This is a genomic window from Natrinema sp. SYSU A 869 (assembly GCF_019879105.1).
Taxonomy (GTDB): domain Archaea; phylum Halobacteriota; class Halobacteria; order Halobacteriales; family Natrialbaceae; genus Natrinema.
In genome coordinates this window covers 195,209-214,965 of record NZ_CP082249.1, presented here as the reverse complement: position 1 = coordinate 214,965, position 19,757 = coordinate 195,209, and the positions used below count along the sequence as shown (strand labels likewise).

General features: G+C 60.7%; 10 protein-coding genes and 6 pseudogenes. 3 read left to right on the top strand and 13 right to left on the bottom strand.

The window, feature by feature from the left end:
* Window positions 1–41: 41 nt before the first annotated feature.
* From K6I40_RS09200 to K6I40_RS09185, 4 genes and pseudogenes are all read right to left on the bottom strand, one after another.
* Window positions 42–2,263: pseudogene (locus tag K6I40_RS09200) on the bottom strand (ABC transporter ATP-binding protein).
* A gap of 328 nt (window positions 2,264–2,591) precedes the next feature.
* Window positions 2,592–3,376: pseudogene (locus K6I40_RS09195) on the bottom strand (ABC transporter permease); the annotation flags it as partial.
* Between the two features lie 8 nt (window positions 3,377–3,384).
* A pseudogene (locus K6I40_RS28995) lies at window positions 3,385–4,275 on the bottom strand (glycoside hydrolase family 3 N-terminal domain-containing protein); the annotation flags it as partial.
* 884 nt (window positions 4,276–5,159) lie between these two features.
* Complete coding sequence (locus K6I40_RS09185) at window positions 5,160–6,599, bottom strand: aldehyde dehydrogenase family protein (RefSeq protein WP_222918740.1); 1,440 nt, start codon at window positions 6,597–6,599, stop codon at window positions 5,160–5,162.
* A 111-nt stretch (window positions 6,600–6,710) separates the two neighbouring features.
* On the opposite strand from K6I40_RS09185, the gene K6I40_RS09180 reads away from it, so the two are divergent.
* On the top strand, window positions 6,711–7,577 hold the full coding sequence (locus K6I40_RS09180; RefSeq protein WP_222918739.1) for a fumarylacetoacetate hydrolase family protein: 867 nt from the start codon (window positions 6,711–6,713) through the stop codon (window positions 7,575–7,577).
* Window positions 7,578–7,803: 226 nt separating this feature from the next.
* Here the strand turns inward: K6I40_RS09180 and K6I40_RS09175 are convergent, their stop codons facing one another.
* From K6I40_RS09175 to K6I40_RS09145, 7 genes and pseudogenes are all read right to left on the bottom strand, one after another.
* A complete protein-coding gene (locus tag K6I40_RS09175; RefSeq protein WP_222918738.1) occupies window positions 7,804–8,949 on the bottom strand; it encodes an ABC transporter ATP-binding protein in 1,146 nt (381 codons plus the stop codon).
* Between the two features lies 1 nt (window position 8,950).
* Window positions 8,951–10,093: an ABC transporter ATP-binding protein gene (locus K6I40_RS09170; protein ID WP_222918737.1), complete on the bottom strand. Its 1,143-nt coding sequence runs from the start codon at window positions 10,091–10,093 to the stop codon at window positions 8,951–8,953.
* Window positions 10,094–10,096: 3 nt separating this feature from the next.
* Window positions 10,097–11,029 carry a carbohydrate ABC transporter permease gene (locus K6I40_RS09165; protein WP_222918736.1) on the bottom strand — a complete coding sequence of 311 codons (933 nt, stop codon included), beginning with the start codon at window positions 11,027–11,029 and terminating at the stop codon, window positions 10,097–10,099.
* 1 nt (window position 11,030) lies between these two features.
* Window positions 11,031–11,984, bottom strand: a complete 954-nt coding sequence (locus tag K6I40_RS09160) for a sugar ABC transporter permease (RefSeq protein ID WP_222918735.1) — start codon at window positions 11,982–11,984, stop codon at window positions 11,031–11,033.
* 80 nt (window positions 11,985–12,064) lie between these two features.
* Window positions 12,065–13,362, bottom strand: a pseudogene (locus K6I40_RS09155) (ABC transporter substrate-binding protein).
* A 413-nt stretch (window positions 13,363–13,775) separates the two neighbouring features.
* Window positions 13,776–15,010, bottom strand: a pseudogene (locus K6I40_RS09150) (mandelate racemase/muconate lactonizing enzyme family protein).
* Window positions 15,011–15,086: 76 nt separating this feature from the next.
* Entirely contained in the window at window positions 15,087–16,130 is a 1,044-nt protein-coding gene (locus K6I40_RS09145; RefSeq protein WP_222918734.1) for an alcohol dehydrogenase catalytic domain-containing protein, read from the bottom strand.
* 159 nt (window positions 16,131–16,289) lie between these two features.
* Between K6I40_RS09145 and K6I40_RS09140 the strand changes: the two are divergent.
* Together K6I40_RS09140 and K6I40_RS09135 are read left to right on the top strand one after the other, a co-directional pair.
* Window positions 16,290–17,062, top strand: a pseudogene (locus K6I40_RS09140) (SDR family NAD(P)-dependent oxidoreductase).
* 149 nt (window positions 17,063–17,211) lie between these two features.
* Window positions 17,212–17,454 carry a hypothetical protein gene (locus K6I40_RS09135; RefSeq protein WP_222918733.1) on the top strand — a complete coding sequence of 81 codons (243 nt, stop codon included), beginning with the start codon at window positions 17,212–17,214 and terminating at the stop codon, window positions 17,452–17,454.
* A gap of 80 nt (window positions 17,455–17,534) precedes the next feature.
* On the opposite strand, the gene K6I40_RS09130 is transcribed toward K6I40_RS09135, so the two are convergent.
* Both K6I40_RS09130 and K6I40_RS09125 read right to left on the bottom strand, forming a co-directional pair.
* A complete protein-coding gene (locus tag K6I40_RS09130) occupies window positions 17,535–18,299 on the bottom strand; it encodes an IclR family transcriptional regulator (protein ID WP_222918732.1) in 765 nt (254 codons plus the stop codon).
* A gap of 1,277 nt (window positions 18,300–19,576) precedes the next feature.
* Window positions 19,577–19,756, bottom strand: coding sequence for a hypothetical protein (locus tag K6I40_RS09125; RefSeq protein ID WP_222918731.1), 180 nt, complete (start codon window positions 19,754–19,756; stop codon window positions 19,577–19,579).
* Between the last annotated feature and the right edge of the window lies 1 nt (window position 19,757).

The following is a 19,757-nucleotide window of genomic DNA, read 5'->3' as shown; positions in this document are numbered from 1 at the left end:
ACCGAAGGGGAGTCGATCGAACGTGAGGGGAACGGTGCGTCTCAGTGCTCCGCGAGATCTTCGCGCGTCTCGACGGCCCCGTCTAGAGGGTCGCTGTCCCAGTACTCGTGATTCGGATCCTCGCGGAAGCAAGCGGCCTCCCCGTCCCCGTCGGAGACCGCTTGCAGGTTCGGGTGCTCCTCGCGACAGGCCTCTCGGGCGACGGGACATCGCGTGTGGAATCGACAGCCTGAGGGCGGATCGACCGGGTCCGGGACGTCGACTTCCCTGAGCGGTGGGTCACTGGCCTCCATCGAATCGAGATCGAGGTCCGGTGTCGCCCATCGAAGCACTTCGGTGTACGGATGCCGAGGGTCGTGAATGAGCCGCTCAGCGGAGCCGATCTCCACAATCTCGCCCAGGTACATGACGGCGATCCGGCCGTCACCGTGTTCGGCGAAGTACCGCGCGTTCGAGAGGTCGTGGGACACGAACAGGAACGAAGTCTCGAACTCCGACTGTAGTTCCAGCATCAGGTCCATGATCTCGATGCGCAGCGAAACGTCGACCGCACTGATGGCCTCGTCGGCGAGGATCGCGTCCGGGTTCATCAGGAGCGCACGAGCGAGCGCGACGCGTTGCTTCTCGCCGCCTGAGAGTTTGTGGGGATACCGATCGAGGAACTCCGTCGCCGGGGCCATACCGATCCGTTCAAGCAGGGAGTGCATTCGGCTCCGACGCTCGCTTTCGCCGATGTTCGGATGTGTGTCTGAGCGACTCCGAGAGAATGTCAACGATGCGCCGGTTGGGATTCAACGCGCTCCCCGGGTCCTGATGGATGATCTGGAGCGCTGACCGGATGTCGCCGTACGGGATCTCGCCGCCGCTGTCCTTCGTCTCCCAGATATCCTGTCCGCGGTACTCGATCGAGCCGCTGGTCGGGCGCTGGAGTCCGATCAGTGTCTTCCCCAACGTCGTCTTGCCACAGCCGCTCTCGCCGAGGAGACAGACGAGGTTCTGTTCCTCGATATCGAGCGAGATGCCGTCCACTGCCCGGACCTCGTTCGGGGCTTCAGTGAACCGCTCGAGCAGTCCCTGCTCCTCGGTGAAGTGGACCTCGACGTCGTCGAGCGATAGGAGCGGCGTTTCGCTCGCCCCTTCGTCGCGTTCCACCGCTGGCGATTCCGATGTCCCGGCCCGGGTGGCGCTCTCGACGTCGTTGCTCGTCTCGCCGAAATTGAGTTCGATCTCCTCGCGCGCCTCTCGCCAGTGGTGACACGCCGTGCGGTGATCGGTGTGTTCCCCGTCGAACGAGGCCAATGGCGGATCAGTCGTCCGGCACTCTTCCGTCGTGAGCGGACACCGCGGTTCGAATCGGCACCCAGACGGAACGCTCACCGGGGCGGGGCCTTCGCCCTCGATGGGTTGCATCTCTGTGAGCGGCGCATCGATGTTCGGCGTCGCGTTCAACAGCTTCCGTGTGTACGGATGCGCCGAGTTCCCGATTATCTCGTCGCGCGGCCCGATCTCGGCGAACTGGAACGCGTATATGATCGCCATTCGATCAGCCAGCGACGCGACCAGTGGCAGGTCGTGGGTGATGAAGACGATCGTCAGGTCATACTCGCTCTGTAAGTTGTCGAGCAACGTCAGGATCGACCGCTGCATTAGCAAGTCGAGCGCGGCCGTCGGTTCCGTCCATCACCAGAACCTCCGGGTCCAGGACCATACTCAACGCGATCAGGGCACGCTGTTGCATCCCGCCAGAGAGTTCGTGGGGGTACGCGTCGAGTACCCGCTCCGGCTCGAGATAGAGGTTCTCGAGGAGTTCGCGAGCGAAGTCGAGTCCCTCCGAGACGTCCTTGTCATGGGCCTTGAGTGTCTCAGTGAAGTGAGCCCCAATCTTCATCGTCGGGTTGAACGAACTCATCGCGCCCTGGAACACCATGGACACCTCCTCCCAGCGGAATTTGCGGAGTTCCTCGTCGCTCAACTCGAGGAGGTCGACCGTGGACCCGTCTTTCGGGTGGTACCGAATCTGTCCGGTGAGGACTCCAGGATCCGGAATAGCGTCGAGCAGCGCGGAGGCGAACATCGATTTGCCGCTCCCGCTCTCGCCGACGATGCCGAGGACCTCGTGTCGGTCGATGCTGACGTTGACGTCGTCGAGCACGCACGTTTCGCCTCCGTTGTAGGTGACGTTCGTGTTCTCGATCTCGAAGATCGGATCTTCGACGGTTTCCTGCGATACGACTCGTTCGCTGGATGAGCTATCGGTAGCCATTATACTGAGGAACAGGCGTAATACACGGTCTTCAGGCCGTGGATACGCACCGTAAGCTTGATTGGTCATCTACTCGTCACAACAGTCGTGCGCGGAAAACTGGCAGTTGACTCGGTGTTTGCCACGGCGAGAGCCGAAATCAAACAAGTAAGCCGACCGCGCCGACCGACACAAAATAAGATACCTCCAAGCCATCGCTGTGGTAGGAGTAACGGCTTCGTGGCAGAGCCAGTGCTGTCGGTCACAAACCGTAGACCCCCAACCGTCAGGATTGACCTGCCCGGCAAACACCGGGTGGGAGGCCCGCGCCTTTAGGCGCGGGAGGATGTCACATCGTCTCCGTTGTCGACGCGTCGTTTTCCTCCGTTACGGATTCGGATTCGCCGGTAAGGCGAGTCCGGACTCGGGGATTGAAGATCCGGTCCATCCCCTGACTCAACAGGATGAGTCCGAAGGCCAGCCCGACGATGGCGATGATCGGGACGAGGAGCCAGTGGACTGCCTGCATCGTGAACAGGCCACCTTGATAATACGCGTTATTCAGCGTGACGCCCCAGTTCTGCCCCGTATACGGTAATACGCTGATGAAGTACAGGCCGACGGCCGCGAAGATCGTGTAGCGTGCGGCGAGCACGAAATTGACCATCACGTACGGCATGAGATTCGGCACTACGTCCTTGGTGATGATGCGCCACGTACTCGTTCCCATCGTCCGGGAGGCCTCGATGTAGCTTTCCTCCCGTATTGAGAGGACTTGTGACCGTATCGAGCGGCCCAGTCCGGCCCAGTAGTTGATCGTCAGCACGACGCCGAGCAGTATCGGATTCTCCGGGCTGAGCGCGATCGTCAGGACGATGACGAGCGGGAGTCCCGGGATCGCCATGAAGAAGTCGGAGATCGAGGTAATGACGGTGTCGACCATACCCCTTTGTATCCCGAGACGGTGCCGACCACGACTGCGAGGGTGGTCGCCCACACCCCGCCCGCGAGTACCATCAGTAGGATGAACGGCGTCGAGTCGATAATCAGGGCTAACAAATCGACTCCCGATTGGGTCGTCCCGAGCGGATACTGCATGTTCTCGAACGGGCTGAGGAAGCGCTCCGCCTGATTCGATCGTCCGCGGCGACGCCGTGTTCGCTCCGGAGGAACTCGACGCTGTAGTAGTCCGAGACCACCGTTCCGTCAAATCCCCACTCCCTCCGAAGCACGTCCGTCAGGAGCCACTCGTCGCTGGCACAGGGGACTCCGTCGACGTCGTGATAGGCGTTCATGACCGACTCGGCGTCCGCCGTTTGGATCGCCGCTTCGAAGGGGAACAGATGCGTCTCGAGGAGTTCACGTCGTCCAAGGTTGACCGAACTCCGGTTCTTCCCGCCCTCGCCAGCGCCGTGGCCGACGAAGTGCTTTAGCGTCGCGGAGACGCCATCGCCGTCCCCCTGAAGCCCGTCGACGTACCCGCACGCCATCGCCGCGACCAAATAGGGGTCCTCGCCGAACGTCTCCTCGACGCGTCCCCAACGGAGATCGCGGGCGACGTCGAGGACCGGCGGCAGCACGTGCGCGGTCCCGATGTCCTCTAGCTGGTCCCAGACGGTGTCGGTAACCGTCTTGAGGAGGTCGGGCGACCACGTGCTCGCCATCCCAATCATCTGCGGGAACGTCGTCCCCTCGGGACCCATGTACCCGCTGAGACACTCCTAGTGGGGGATTGCGGGGACGCCGAGACGGGTCTCGTCTCGCAGATACGCCTGCAGTTCGTTCGTCCGTTCGGCCGCCTCGGACGGCGAGAGGCTTCCCTCACCGCCGATACGAGTCAGGTGGCCGATACCGGTTGAGAGATGCTCGTCGACGGCTTCCTCGTCAAGCTCGCCGTTTTCGTCTAGGAGTTTGTCGGCGTTCACGGACCCGAGTTGAACCGCTTTCTCCTCGAGCGTCATCTCCTCGAAGAGTTCCTCTACGCGCTGCTCGGCCGGCGTCCCCGTGACGCCGCAGTCTGAACTGGTCTGCATGAGCAGAATTCACTCGACCCAGAGTCTTAATGATTCGGACTAGAGCGCTCTACGGCGAGGTTATCCGCTTCGTTCGATCGCTACCCGGGAAGAGTCCGGGGCTTCGCTCAAGCGACACGGCGGAATCCTGAGACGCCGTATCGACGTCTGGTAGCTTATCGACCACGCGTCCTCGAGTGGGCGCTCGAACGCTAACGTTCGGGTCTCGAGTCGTCGGTGCCACGGTCTCGTTCTCTATCGGGCGTCCGAGAGAGGTTCGCTGCTAGTGCCAGCCCTCAGTCGGTTTTCGATTGGCGAAGTGATCATCTGTACTGCCAACAGAGCGTTCATCTATGACGAACATCAATTAACTATCGCTGAGAGAAGCTATCGGGATTCGTCGATCAAGACGCAATTATGAGCCGCGAGAACCCGCTCTAAGCGTGAGCTCTCGGTCACAGCGTCTCGTTCCGCCGGTATTTCTGTCCGTAATTCCTGAACGCCACCGGTTTCGATACGACCGGGTGATGGAATGGCTGCTACACCATTTCACGAGAGATCGCTCGGTTTCGAGCTGTAACGGGCGCTAATTCTGCCGGATTGGGCCGTCGGCGATCCAGCACTGGATTATGGCAATATGGGTGTAAAGAACCCCAATTCAACGTGAGACCGCCGCACTATTCGTTCGTAATTGCATAACGGAGTTGAGTCCATAGAAATGAGAGACACTACGGGACCGGGCTACCACCTGCGCGGGTCCCCTCGAACACGATGCAGTACAGCAGTGGAGTGATCGGTCGTGACGCTGGAAGGCTCGCTGGTGAATTCGTCTTCAGTACGCAGTCGGGGTGTAAAAGCGAAAAATCGTGTCGCGTCCGAACTCAGCTCGGGCGGTTCTCAGGCCGTCAGTAGTTGTCGTAGACCGTCTTGCTGATGCTGTAGAAGTCCAGTCCGGCGTCGCCCTGCTCGCGGTAGGTCTCGCTTGAGGAGTCCTTCATGCCGCCAAAGGGGACGTGGAGTTCGAGGCCGGTGGTCTTCTCGTTGACCTTCACGACGCCGGCTTCGATCTCGTCGACGAAGCGGTTCGCTTCGCTGTGGTCGTCGGTGACGACGCTCGCGGAGAGCCCGTAGTCGACGTCGTTGGCGACGTGGAGCGCCTCGTCGAAGTCGCTGACGGGGATAATGGCGAGCGCCGGCCCGAAGACCTCCTCCTGAGAGATCCGCATCTCAGGGTCGACATCCGAGAAGACCGCGGGCTCGACGAAGTAGCCCTCGCGGTCGAGTGCACTGCCGCCGTACTCGAGGGTCGCACCCTCATCCTTGGCGATGTCGACGTACTCGAGCGTGCTCTCGAGTTCCGATTCGCTGACGTGGGGCCCCATGCCGGGGTCGTCGAGTCCGTGGCCATGGTCGATCGCGGCGGCGCGGTCGACGACGGCGTCGACGAACTCGTCGTAGACGTCTTCGTGGACGATGGCGCGGGAGGCGGCCGTACACGCCTGCCCGGTCACGCCGAACGCGCCGTCGGCGACGATCTGGGCAGCCTCCTCGGCGTCCGCCGTGTCACTGACGACCGTCGGGTTCTTCCCGCCCATCTCGAGTTGGACGCGCTTGCCGTCCTCGGTCGCGGTGTCGTAGACAGTGTTACCGACCGCTGTGCTGCCGGTGAAGGAGACGGCATCGACGCCCTCGTGACTGGCAATCGTGCTGCCGACCTCGCTTCCGGGCCCGGTGACGACGTTGATGACACCGTCCGGAAGGCCGGCTTCCTCGAGCGCGCTCGCCATCTCGTGGACGACGCCGGGCGCGAGTGTGGCGGGCTTGATGACGACCGAGTTACCTGCAGCGAGTGCAGGGGCGATCTTCCAGGCCGGGATCGCGATGGGGTAGTTCCACGGCGTGATTAGGCCCGCGACGCCGAGGGGCTCGGTTTTCGTATAGAGGTTCGTATCTCGTGCGCTCGAGCTCTTGACCGTGCCGCCGATGTCGCTGGCCTTCGACCCGTAGTAGTGGAAGATGTCGATGGCCCGCTGTACCTCGCCGCCGGCCTCGCTCCGGGTCTTGCCCTCTTCCCGTACGAGCAGTTCGGTCAGTTCGTCCTTGCGCTCGTCAAGGAGCGAGCCAGTCTTCGCGAGGATCCGGCCGCGCTCGGGGCCAGGGGTCGATCCCCACTCGTCGCTCGCGTCACGTGCCGCTTCGATCGCTCGATCGGTATCCTCGGCGTCGGACTCCGGATAGGTCGCGATGACCTCCCCGGGGTTCGCGGGATCGGTCGTCTCGAACGTTTCGCCGGTATGCGATTCGGTCCACTCGCCACTAACGTAGTTCAACCGCTGGTCTGCCATACATGTGACCGTCGTCACGTCCGCTCATAATTCTTGCCGTTCCGACGCTTCCGATCGGCTGAATCGTCCAGTGACGAGACATTTATAATGGACTAGGGTGTTGGTGCCTTCATGCGGTATCAGCGCCTATCAACTGGCGATCAGTATAGACTGATCGCTGTCGATGACGAGACAACGTACGATCTGACGGCCGTCAAGCCGCGACTGGACGGCTTCGGGGAACTCGCAGCAGCGGCGGACATCGCGAGCTGCGGAATCGACGAGCTAGCGAGCGAGATTACGGCCGAGGCACCGACCGTCTCACGCGACACGCTCACCGACGGCACGCTGCCGGTCGTCCCGGAGGAAGTGTGGGCGGCAGGTGTCACCTACGAGATTAGCGAGGAGGCGCGCGAGGCAGAGAGCGGGATGCCGGAGATGTATCTACACGCCTACGAGGCCGAACGGCCGGAGATTTTCTTCAAAGCGACACCGAGTCGAACTGTCGGGCCAGGCGAGGCCGTCGGAATCCGAGCGGACTCGACGTGGGACGTACCCGAACCGGAACTCGGTATTGTCCTCTATGACGGCTCGATCGTCGGCTATACGATCGGCAACGACATGAGCAGCCGCGAAATCGAGGGCGAGAATCCACTGTACCTGCCCCAGGCGAAGATGTACGAGCGCTGCTGTTCGATCGGTCCCTGCATTGCCTCCGCCGAAGCCGTCGGCGACCCCAACGAACTGTCGATGTCCATGCAGATCACTCGCGACGATGAGGTGCTCTACGACGGCGAAACCTCGATCGGAAACATGGCACGCAGCTGTGAGGAACTGGTCGACTATTGGCGTGACCACGACGTCGTTCCCGAACTCGGCGTCCTGCTCACTGGCACCTCGCTAGTCCCGGACGACGGCTTCACCCTCCAGCCGGACGACGAGGTCCACATCGCAATCGATGAGATCGGTGAACTCTCGAATCCCGTCATTGAAGTCTAGCTGAGATTACCTACAGGGGCCGTCGACCCCTACAGAGCCATTCGAGTGCGATTCTTTTGCGGTCGAGATGACCCGGGAGAGCACATAGTGGTCGCTATCGAATCGTCACCATTCCTCACAGTCGATGGCTGAGTATCCGCCCTCAAATCGTGACTGCTGGTCGCCGCAAAAACTCGGTGTCCACCCACGAAACTCGATCGCCACCGGTCGAAACGAAGCGTCCGCCTTACGGCAGCGTTCCGTCGTCGGCACCGGTGAACGCTAACTGGCGATTCTTCATCGCCATACCGGTCTCACCGTCGAAGAGGTGGATCGACTCCTCGGGGAAGTCGACACCCACTCGATCACCGCCGCTGACCGACGGAACGCCTTCGGTCGTCGCGATGAACTCGTCGCCGTCCGCCGCACCGTCGAACTGGAGGTGGACGATGTTCTCGTTCCCCATCGGCTCGACGACGGAGACCGTCGCCGCGAATCTCCCATCGCCTGCCCCTCGCTCACCGAGCCGGACGTCTTCCGGACGGATCCCGAGCACGAGGCCAGCCCCGCCCTCGAGATCGGTTCTCAGCCCGGTCGAGAGCGGATACTCAAACTCGTCAGTCACCAGCGCATCCTCCTCGAGGTGGCCGTCGAAGAAGTTCATCGACGGCTCGCCGATGAAGCCCGCGACGAACAGGTTGTTTGGTTCGTGGTAACACTCGAGGGGCGTGCCGACCTGCTGAAGCTCCCCCTGATCCAAGACCGCGATCCGGTCGCCCATAGTCATCGCCTCCGTCTGATCGTGTGTGACGTAGACTGTGGTCACGCCGAGTTGGTCCTGCAGATGTTGCAACTCCGTCCGCATTTCCGCTCGCAGCTTTGCGTCGAGGTTCGAGAGCGGCTCGTCCATCAAGAACACGTCGGGATCGCGGACGATCGCTCGGCCCAGCGCAACCCGCTGTTGCTGACCACCGGAGAGTTCGTCAGGTTTGCGATCCAGCAGGTCGTCGATTCCCATCAGTTCTGCGACCTCCGTGACCGTCTCGTCGATCTCCGCAGCGGAGCTGTCGGTCGATTCCTCGAGCCCGAAGGCCATGTTCGCCCGGACGGACTTGTGGGGATACAGCGCGTACGACTGGAAGACCATCGCGATGTCCCGGTCCTGTGCCGACACGTCGTTGACCGTTCGGTCGCCGAGTCTGACCTCGCCGTCCGTGACCTCCTCGAGGCCGGCGATCATCCGCAACGTCGTCGACTTCCCACAGCCCGAGGGACCGACGAGGACGAGAAAGTCCCCGTCCGGAATATCGACCGAGACGTCTTCGACCGCCATAACGCTCGCTTCACCGTCCTGATACACCTTGGTTACGTCGTCGAGTTCTAAGCCCGCCATGTTACACCTGTGTGAGTTCGCGTTCGGTCTCGAGCTGACGGTTCCGGAGCGCGTCGCCGCTCGTGCCGTCGAAGACGTGGACCCTGTCGGGATCGATAGTGACCACGACCGATTCGCCCGGTTCCACGACGTGCATGCCGTCGGTCACCGCCTGCAAGACGTCGTGATCGTCCGTCTCGTCGGGAGTGAGATGGACCACGTTCTGGTCGCCGTGTGTTTCCGCGACGGTCACCGTCATCCGATACTCGTGGTCGCCGAGTGCCGACGCCGCGTCCTCGTCACGTCGAACGTCGACCGCTTCGGGGCGAATCCCGAGGACGAGCTCGTCCGCGTCGCCGACGGCGTCCGCGAGCGTGGCATCGAACGGATACTCGAGGTATTCGCCGACGAACCCGTCTTCGGAACGGCGTCCGCGGATGAAGTTCATCATCGGCTCGCCGATGAAGCCCGCGACGAACTGGTTTGCGGGCTCGTGATAGAGCTCGAGGGGTTCGCCGACCTGCTGGAGACGACCGTCGTTCAGTACGGCGATCCGGTCGCCCATGGTCATCGCTTCCGTCTGATTGTGGGTAACGTACACCGTCGTCACGTCGAGGTCGGCCTGTAGGCTCTGGAGTTCCGTCCGCATCTGCGATCGGAGTTTGGCGTCGAGGTTGGCCAGAGGCTCGTCCATCAGGAAGACCTCCGGATCGCGGACGATCGCCCGGCCGAGTGCGACCCGCTGTTGCTGACCGCCGGAGAGTTCGCCAGGGTTGCGATCGAGCAGGTCTTCGATCCCGAGGTCGGCGGCGACCGCTTCGACTCGCTCGTCCATTTCGTCGCCGGTATACCCCGCTTCCTCTTCCAGCCCGAACCGAACGTTTTCTCGGACCGTCATGTGGGGATAGAGGGCGTAATCCTGGAAAACCATCGCGATGTCCCGGTTCTGGGGAACGCGATAATTCATGTGGTCGCCGTCGATGTAGAGGTTGCCCTCGGTCGGCGACTCGAGACCGGCTACCATCCGCAGCGTCGTCGACTTGCCACAGCCCGACGGCCCGACCAGGACGAGGAACTCGCTGTCCTCGACGTCGAGCGTAACGTCCTCGACGGCGACCGTGTCTCCGAACCGCTTCGTCAGGTGATCGAGTTGAATTCGTCCCATAGGTTATCCACTCTCCGTTCGCAGCCCTTTCGCGAACTGTTCGGCGAACGCGACGTACAGGATGATCGTCGGCAGTGCCGCGAGGAACGCTGCCGACATCCGGATACCGAAGTCGATCCCGGAGGTCGACGCGCCGATCGCGGGGAGGACCAGCGTCACCGGCGCTGCCGGATCGTTCGCGCCCGTGATGAGGGTAAACGAGAACAGGAACTCGTTGTAAATCTGGGTGAACTGGTAGATGAAGACGACGCCGAACATCGGCTTCGAGATTGGCAACACGATGCGCCGATAGATCTTCGTGATACTTGCCCCGTCGATCTTGGCCGCCTCGACGTACGAGTCCGGCATCCCCTTGTAATACGACCGAAAGAGGATCGTACAGATCGGAATCCCGTACGCGACGTGGGTGATTATCAGCGGAACGAGTTGGGAGTGATACCCCTGCAAGAGCGGGAAGGCCGCGAAGAGCGGCTCAAGCATCCGCGCGAGCGGAAACAGGTTGTTCCAGAACCGTGCCAGCGGCACCAGAACGGCCTGATAGGGCACGAAGACACCGATCAGGAACAGCGACAGCAGTGCGATCTGGCCGCGCCAGTTGACCATCGTCAGCCCGTAGGCGGCCATACTCGCTAGCAACACGTTGATGATCGTCGCCGGAATCGCCATGAGCAACGAGTTGACGAACGCGTTCGTCAGCTGGCTGAACGCGTACTCGAGGTTCGAGATCGTGAATCCCTCGTTGAGAGGTGGTGCGAACGGCAAGGACCGGGCGACGGCTTCGTTCGTTTTCAGTGCGGTCATGATCCCGGTCTCAATCGGGATGAGGAAGAATCCCAGAAAGAGGATGACCAGCGTGTACTGGCCGATCCGTCTGAGGTTTACGTCCTCGACGAGCGATGCGACGTCGATATTCGATCCGGGTGTTGACTGTGACATGTTAGAGGCTCCCCTGTCGGTGCTGATAGATCAGATATGGCGCGATGACGCTGAGTGCGAGCAACAACAGCATCGTCGCAATCGCGGCCCCGTACGCCCATTTCCCGAACTTGAATGCCTGCCGGACCATCAGCGTGGCCAGGATGTCAGTCCCGTTTGGTGGCCGGTACTGCCCGACGAGCGCGTAAAGGAAGGTAAACGCCTTGAGCGCGAACACCATCAGGACGACGGCAGCGCTGACCGACGACTCCTTTAACTGGGGCACGATGATCCGCAGGTACGTGCGGAGCGTACTCGCGCCGTCGACTCTCGCCGCTTCGAACTGGTCTCGTGGGATCGACTGGAGGCCCGCCAAATAGACGACCATCGCGTATCCACTAAACTGCCATACCAGCGCGAAGATAACCGCCGCGAGCGCAATATCCGGGTTCCCAAGCCAGTCGATCGATTCGAACCCGAACGCTGTCACGATGACGGTGAGGACCCCGCTGTCCTGATTGTACATCCACAACCAGAGCTGGGCCGTCACGACGAACGACAGTGCCATCGGAAGGAGATAGATCGTCTGAATCTTGTCCTTGTATCTGATCCCGTGATCGAGGAGAATCGCCAGGAACAGACCCAGTGCTAGGGAGACCGTCGTGAAAACGACGAGCAAAACGAAATTATTGAACGCGGCCTCGCGGAACGCCCCGCTCGCCAGCGCCGTCCGGTACATCTCGAGGTCGAGACTGGCGAACGTAGGGCGGCTGATTCCGGCGTAGTCGGTAAACGAAATCGCGATGTTGTAGCCGATCCCGCCATAGACGGCGATCGCCATCAGGATGAAGGGAATCCCCCAGTATGGCGACGATCGAACGAAGTCGCTGTTCAGGAAGTACCTGAGTTTCGTCTTCCAGTCTACCACCTCCTCTGTCGGTATTGTCGGAGAGTCAGTTGTGTCGCGTGTTGCCATCGGCCTAGATATTTGCTCCCTCCATAATAAAAATTGAGTTATGGTTCGGTGGTCTCGTCCGTTGCCTCGAACGTGTGTCGTTACTGGGAGACGGCCTCGAGCAGGCCGTCGGCTGCCGCTTCGGCGTCGTAGGGACCCGTGAAGTTGTTCCCGATCGCGCTCTTGCAGTCGTTCATGGCTTCGGGTTCGACAGCGAGGCCGTGAGCGATCGTCGGCGGATACGCCTCAGAGTCGATGAGGTCCTCGTAGGTCATCGCCAGGAAGTCCGTCAACTCGTCGGAATCGATATCGGTTCGGAGCGGAACCGATCCCTTGAGGTTGTTGAACGCGACCTGAGCCTCCTTCGTACCGACGAACTTCTGCCACGAGATCGTCTCTTCGGAACTCGGATTGTCGGTCGGCGTGACGAACGCGTCGACGTGATAGAAGTACAGTCCCTCCGTACCCGGGAATGGGACCCAGTCCCATTCCTCGCCGTAGTTGAAGTTCTCGTCGGCCCGAAACATCCCGTACTGCCAGTTCCCGCCGTGAATACACGCGGCTTCCGACGGGTCGTCGCTATCGCCGATTATCTTCTGTGAGGCCTCCGAGTACCCGATTGAGGACGCGTCGTCGTTGATATAGTTCTCCTGAATCTCCTGTAGCGTTTCGAGCGCATCGATAACGGCGTCTCTGTCGCCGTCGCCCTCGATGAAGTCCGTATACGCGTCGACGCCGCTCTGGCTCGTGAGGATCTGCGCCCACGTCTGCAGCCCGAGGAATGGCGCTCGCATCCCGTGTGCGAACGGCGTGTAATCGGTCTCCTGGTCGATCGTCTCGAGTGCGTCGATGAGATCCGGCACGCTCTCGAGGCTCTCGGCATCGATGCCTGCCTCGTCGAAGGCGGCCGTATTGTAGAACAGGTTGTTCATTCGGTGAGAACCGATCGGCACCGCCGGCATCTTATCGTTGAAATTACAGATTTCGACGACACGGTCCTGCATGCTCTCCTTGTACCCCTCTGCCTCCCAAACGTCTTCCTCGAGGTCCATCAGACTCCCGCGATATCGTTCGAGGTTCTTTCCTGGCCAGTTAGCGAACCCACTCATCGGATTCGAGTTCGTCAACCGGCGAAGGATGGTCGAATTCAGTTCGACGTTCCCGTCCCCACCAACGGCCTGGAAATTCGGATCCAGGTCGGAGTGATTCTCCTCGAACGCGCTCGTCAGTGCATCAACCGCGTCGGCACCATCCCCCCTGTCCAACCGTGCAGAACCTCGAGTCCGCCAGAGGTATTCCCGCCGAGACAGCCGGCCAGCCCGAGTGCGGTACCCGTTGCAATCCCACCGAGATACGTTCGCCTATCAACACTGGTGACCGGTTTGTCATTGTCAACCATACTGATTAGCAAACGTCCGTATATAATTATAAAACTATCGGTACTCAGTTGTCAAACAGTGTCACTTTAGGTAGAACGAGGGCGTGTTCCTCCTCGAATTGCCCGAATGCGGCGTGTCTCCTCTCGAGGCCGATCTGAAGCGGCCGCTGCAGAGAGCCGCTGCTCAGGCTGTCTAGGCTCGACGGGGGAGAATGAATGTGGGACAGACTCCCTCGAAGACGGTTTTGGCTGGGCGGGGCGAGACAACTCGTCCGAGACGCGAGGCACTGCCTCGATCCGGGAACGCTGTACGGACTACTGGACTCGGCTTCGCTTACGCCTCATCGAACAACGCAAATCCGAGATTTGCGAGCATGACGAAGCTCATGCTTCGTCGAACAACCCGGAGCAACGCTCCGTGACGTGACGTCGGTTTACGCCTCATCGAACATTTCAGCACCGTCAGCCAGATGCTCCTCGACGGCGTCGAAGTCGAGCGTCAGGCCGAGACCCGGCTTCTCCGGCACTTCTGCGTACCCTCGTGGATGATGTCTTCCTCGACGAGATCCGACCACCAGCCCAGTTCGTAGGAGTGGTACTCGACGGCCAGCGAGTTCGGAATCGCCGCGCCGACGTGGATACTGGCCATCGTCCCGATCGGCGAGGAGACGTTGTGCATCGCGACCGGCACGTAGTACATGTCCGCGAGATCCGCGATCTTCCGCGTCTGGCGCATCCCACCGACGCGAGGCACGTCCGGCGCGACGATATCAACCGCCTGCTCCTCGAGGAGGCGGCGGTTGCCGTGATTGCGGTAGACGTTCTCGCCGACGGTGATCGGCGTCGAGGTGCGCTTGGTGACTTCGGCCTGGACGTCGTGGTTCTCCGGCGGGATTGGGTCCTCGAGCCACCAGACGTCGTAGTCCTCTAAGCGCTCGGCGAGGCGGTGTGCGCTGCCGGAACTGAACGACCAGTGACAGTCGAAGGCGACGTCGGCGCGGTCGCCGATGCGTTCGGTGACCTTCTCGACGATTTCGGCCTTGTGTTCGATCTCGGGGCCCCGGAGGTGGCGGTTCGCGCGGTCTTTCTCGTGGCCGCTGGGGACGTCAAGGTCGAACTTCAGTGCATCGTAGCCGAGGTCTTCGACGACACGCTCGGCCTCGTCGGCGCAGGCGTCGGGGTCGGCCTCTTCTTCAGTGTGGCAGTCGCAGTACATCCGCATCTCGTCGCGGTACTTGCCACCGATGAGCTGGTAGGCCGGGACGTCGAGAATCTTGCCGGCGACGTCGTGCAGTGCGAGCTCGATCCCGGAAATCGCGGAAATCGCTTTCCCGGCGATCGAGCCCTCACCGGAGAGCTTCTGGACGAGGTGTTCGTAAAGTCGGTCGATGTCGAGCGGGTTCTCGCCCTCGAGGAAGGGTGCCATCCGCTCGATGATTTCCTGTTCGCCGGCTCCCCAGTAGGACTCGCCGTTCCCGACGAGACCCGCGTCAGTGTAGACACGGACCAACGTCCACGGATAGTTGCCGTCGACGATGGTCGTCTGGACATCCGTAATCTCGACATCGCGCGGCCCGCGAGAGCTGGAAACCCCCATCGTCTCCGCGGAGAGGTCGCGCATCGTATACTCTGCGTTCGGGTCGGACAGCTGTCTGTAGTCCATCGACAGTCGTGAATGACGGCAGGTGCTACTAAAACTTCCGTCTGAAACGATGCCACGTACCGAAGAAAATTCGCGCGCAGTCTCAGTCTCGAAGGACCGACACGTCGAAGACGGGCTTGCACGTTCCGCCCTCGAGGAAGGTTTCGAAGGCCTCGTCGGCCTCGAGCAGGTTAAAGCGGTCGTCGACGAACGTCTCGGCGTCGACGTCGCCCGTGTCGATCAGGCGCAGCGCGTTCTCGAAGTCCTCGTACTTCGACGCGTAGGAACACTGCAGGTCGATCTCCGCGCGGACGAGCGGCGAGTAGGGCATCGTCGTTTCGCCGGTCTGTCCGATGAGGACGATCTGACCGCCCTTCCGGACCTCGTCGACGGCTGACGGCAGCCCCGACGGGTGGCCCGTCGTGTCGAAGACGACGTCGTAGCCGATGCCGTCGGTCAGTTCGTCGCGGACGGCGTCGAGATCGTCGTCGGCCACGTTGATCGTTTCGAACCCGAGCTCCTCGGCGAGCGGGAGGCGGTAGTTGGCGTCCTGGCCGACGCCGCTGACGACGACCTCGCCGCCCTGCGCGCGGGCGACCTGGGCGGTGAGGAGTCCGATCGGACCGGGCCCCTCGACGAGGACTCGCGTGCCGGCGCGAACGCGGGAGTTCTGGATGACGGCGCGGGCAGCGATGCTGGTCGGTTCGACCATAGCCGCGTGTTGCTGTTCGACGCTGTCGGGGACGGGGTGGAGCGCATCCTCGGGGACCGCGATATAGGGCTCGTAGGCACCGTCGTGATCCACGCCCGTGATGACCGAGTTCTGGCAGACGTTCGATTCGCCGATCTCGCACTGGTAGCAGTCGCCGCAGCCGCGGATCGGCCGCTCGACGACCCGGTCGCCGACCGCGAACTTCGTCACGGTGTCGCCGACCTCGACGACGTGACCCGAGTACTCGTGGCCGATGACAGTCGGCAACTCCATTCGTTCGAACGCCGATTCGAACTCGTAGATCCCCGCGTCGCTCCCGCAGAGACCCGCGTAGTCGACCTCGATCAGCGCTTCGTCCGGCCCGGGTTCGGGCCGCTCGCGGTCGACGAGTTCCATAGCTCCGTCACTCCGACTAGTCTTGGCTAATCCACGCATGATACCGGATCGTTCGTCGTCAGTTATAATTCTGTGGGGTTTGGTCCCGAATCGGTATCGAACCGATCGACTACCGGCGCAGTGGACCGTCCCGGCCCCTCGAACGGCCGTCCGGAGCGGAAGGTAAACGTAATGTGGACGGACGGTCTCGCTTGCCGTATGGTCGATTATCAACACAGCCCGGTGACTGTCAGTGGCAAACGAGCCGTCGTGATCGGCGGGACGAGCGGTATCGGACAGGCGATCGCCCTCGGCTTCGCCGAGGAGGGAGCCGACGTCATCGCGACGAGCCGAGACGAGACGAAAGTCGCTGAGACCGCGACGGAGATCGAAGATCGAGGGGTTGAGACGGCGCAAATCACCTGCGACGTGACCGAACCCGACTCGCTTGAACGCGTCCGCGAGACAGCCGTCGCCGAACTCGGTGGCATCGATATCGTCGTCGCGTCGCAGGGAGCGATCTCGCGGGCGTCGGTCCAGGACATTTCCGATGAAGAGTGGGACTTCGTCACCGATGTCGCGCTCGATGGGGTTCGCCGCGTGACTCAGGCGTTCGCACCCGCGATGGAGGAGGGCGGTTCGATCGTCAATATCTCCTCGCTGTCGGCCCGGCTCTCGATGGCGAACCTGCCGGCTTACACCGCGGCGAAAGGCGGCGTCGAGGCCTTCACCCGCGCGTCCGCGAAGGAACTCGCACCCGATATCAGGGTCAACGCGATCGCGCCGGGCTTCGTCATTACGCCCCAGAACGCGGACACGTACGCTGACGGGACCGAGAAGCGCGAGCGGATCGACGAGCGAACCCCGCTCGGCCGGGTTGCCGAGCGCAAGGAAATCGTCGGCGCGGCGATTTACCTCGCCAGCGACGCCGCATCCTTCGTGACCGGTGAATCGTCACGGTTGACGGCGGATTTGCGGACAGCGCGTTCTAACCGGACCAACGTCTTTGTAGTCTCGTTGGCGAATTTTAGCCGAACGAATGCGAGAGAGTGAGAGAACGACTCGAACGTGAGCGGCCGGAATCCATCGAATCGAGACCGTCATCGACGACAAACGCCACGGCTACCACGTCCTCGAGGGGGTGGATGTCCCGATCATCGTCGATCCCGGCATCGTTGACGCACCGACAACGGTCTATCGGCCGTTCCTTGAGGAGCGGAACTGGTCGCTCGAGGACGTTTCACTCGCCGTGATCACCCGCGCGGACGCCGACCATCACGGCGGGACTCACGAACTCCGTGAACATGAGCCGTCGGTCACGTTCGCCGCTCACGTCAGCCGCGGCACCCTCGAACGGACGACAACCGACGGCGTCGTCGCGTGACGGCGAGCGTGAGACAGAGGTTCGTCATTAGTGAACATGAGTTTATGGGACGAGTTGACGAACGACTTCCGACAGGCCGTTCAAGAGTAGGTGAGGTTCAGTTCGATGACGTTCGCCGCACTCTTCAGCAGTTCGGGCAGTTCAGTCTCGAACCGCTCTCCCTTCATGCGACTCGTCGGTCCGGCCACGCTGAGGGCACCGATCGGTCGGTCCTCGAGGTCCAGAATTGGCACGGCGACACAGCAGAGGCCGCCGATCCGTTCCTCCCGGTCGAACGCGACGCCGCGATCGCGGATCTCCGCGAGTTCGGCCTTGAGTTCGTCGCGATCGGTGATCGTGTGTTCGGTATCGGCCGACATCCCGTGGCTATCTAAGATTTCGTCGACACGGTCCTCGGGCAAATACGCGAGGATCGCCTTCCCGAGTCCCGTATTGTGCAGGAGAACCCGATGACCGGTACTCGCGGCGACGTTAACCGCTTGATCACCCCGTACTCGGCAGACGTAGACCCCCTGTCCGTGTTCCTCGACGAGCAAATTAACGAGTTCGTCGGTTTCGTCCGCAATCGACTCCATCTCCGGGCGGGCCGTCTCGTAGAGGTCGTCGCGCTGGCGCACGTACCGTCCGAGGTCGAGGAATCGAAGTCCGATATCGTACTGTCCGTCCTCTTTGACTACGTACTCCTCCTGCTCGAGCGTACTGAGGTAGTTGTAGACGCTGCTTTTCGGGAGGTCGAGTTCAGTGGATAGTTCGGTGACGCCGGCCCCATCGAGCCGACGCAGTGTCTGGAGAATGTCGAACGTCGTGACCACGGACTTGACTGGATTGTTCGCTCGTTTACCCATATATCGGCTAGTCCGTGTTTCCTATAAATATCTATGTGTTCATTATTCACGAACAAATCGGTCCGTCCGTGACTCAGTTTTCGGACAGGCTGTCGGCGGTACGAGACTGAGAGCTACTAAATGTGTGTGGTTCTCTACCGCAACCATCGACGTGCGATGCGGGTAGTGTTCTCTAATAATGAACACCCGTTTTCTATAGTGGGTGAGATGAAGTGACACGAAATCGAGCGAAGAGCTACTGAATTCGACTCGTTCCGGCATGACAGGATACCTATCGAAGCCGAGTTCGATCTCGGTAGGCGCGAGAACCCGGCTCTTCAATCATCGACCACAACGAAAACCGCTGACTCCCTGTTCACTATTACATAACACATGTTTACTCCCGCCAGAGCGGGTGCATCCGTTCGGGTACTGCGTCTTAATTGTCTAACTGGCATGATCGCACATACCAGTAGCAATTTCACTGAGAGAGGAAAGTGACGGTACTTCGACATCCAGATTACAAGTATATGGGTGTAATCTGAGAGCGAGGTGGTCGCAGTTATTGCATACACTAGTAGTATCTCATACGATATCTCAAATATCAGTACACTAGTATAGTAATATATATGATTGTAGTACCATTTCTGATATTATACAAGTACATGATATTATCCGAGAGGGCGTGCAAATATCCTAGATAATTAGTGATCCTACTGGTTGATCACCATGTGGCTACTGTATCAACAGTAATCAAAGACTTCCACCCATTACTCAGAGGTATATTGAGACGGTTCTTCGGAATCGAGAATAGCGCACAGAACGGCCAACAGCGGTCACCGGTGGGCTCGTAATTCCGCTATCGAACCATTCGTAACTGAAATGAGTGTATCTTGGTATTTTCAGCGAAAACTCCGCATTTCCACAGTCCGGAATGGTGCTGTGAAGACATAGTTACTCGAGCAGATTCTAGATCCATCTCGACGAGCAGTCAAAGTGAGGTCGAGTATAGCGCAAATAGTGGCCCTCATACGGATTAATCGCGCACATACGTCGAATCTGGACGGAGACGAAAACTCGCGACTGCATTGGATCGCTTCCCCGATTGTCTGCCGGTTCCGTGAAAGTAACAAAGATAATATTATTATGTGGAAAAGATATTTTCCGGAGCGGATCGGCGGGAATTCGAATAGTACGATAGATTCGGATGGTCGCAAACGAGGAATACGCGTGGCCGACGGAACGGCTCATCGAGCGCAACATCTCGAACGGCACGGCCCGGTTCGATTCGGTTCGCGTTACAGAACGAACCCGCCGACCATCGCGAGAATAAAGAGGGCGGCGATGATCGCGAGTGCCTCGAACCGGTACTCAGAGCGCCCCTCAAGGTCCGGCGTCGCGAAGACGACGCCGAGGAGGCCGCCGACGGCCACGATCAGGATCGCGACGGCGTAGATCGAGTACAGCATCTCTGCCATA

Excerpts from the sequence above, each read along its gene's own strand:
- K6I40_RS09185 (WP_222918740.1), bottom strand. The coding sequence starts at position 6,599 with ATGGCAGACCAGCGGTTGAACTACGTTAGTGGCGAGTGGACCGAATCG.
- K6I40_RS09180 (WP_222918739.1), top strand. The coding sequence starts at position 6,711 with ATGCGGTATCAGCGCCTATCAACTGGCGATCAGTATAGACTGATCGCT.
- K6I40_RS09175 (WP_222918738.1), bottom strand. The coding sequence starts at position 8,949 with ATGGCGGGCTTAGAACTCGACGACGTAACCAAGGTGTATCAGGACGGT.
- K6I40_RS09170 (WP_222918737.1), bottom strand. The coding sequence starts at position 10,093 with ATGGGACGAATTCAACTCGATCACCTGACGAAGCGGTTCGGAGACACG.
- K6I40_RS09165 (WP_222918736.1), bottom strand. The coding sequence starts at position 11,029 with ATGTCACAGTCAACACCCGGATCGAATATCGACGTCGCATCGCTCGTC.
- K6I40_RS09160 (WP_222918735.1), bottom strand. The coding sequence starts at position 11,984 with ATGGCAACACGCGACACAACTGACTCTCCGACAATACCGACAGAGGAG.
- K6I40_RS09145 (WP_222918734.1), bottom strand. The coding sequence starts at position 16,130 with ATGCGTGGATTAGCCAAGACTAGTCGGAGTGACGGAGCTATGGAACTC.
- K6I40_RS09130 (WP_222918732.1), bottom strand. The coding sequence starts at position 18,299 with ATGGGTAAACGAGCGAACAATCCAGTCAAGTCCGTGGTCACGACGTTC.
- K6I40_RS09125 (WP_222918731.1), bottom strand. The coding sequence starts at position 19,756 with ATGGCAGAGATGCTGTACTCGATCTACGCCGTCGCGATCCTGATCGTG.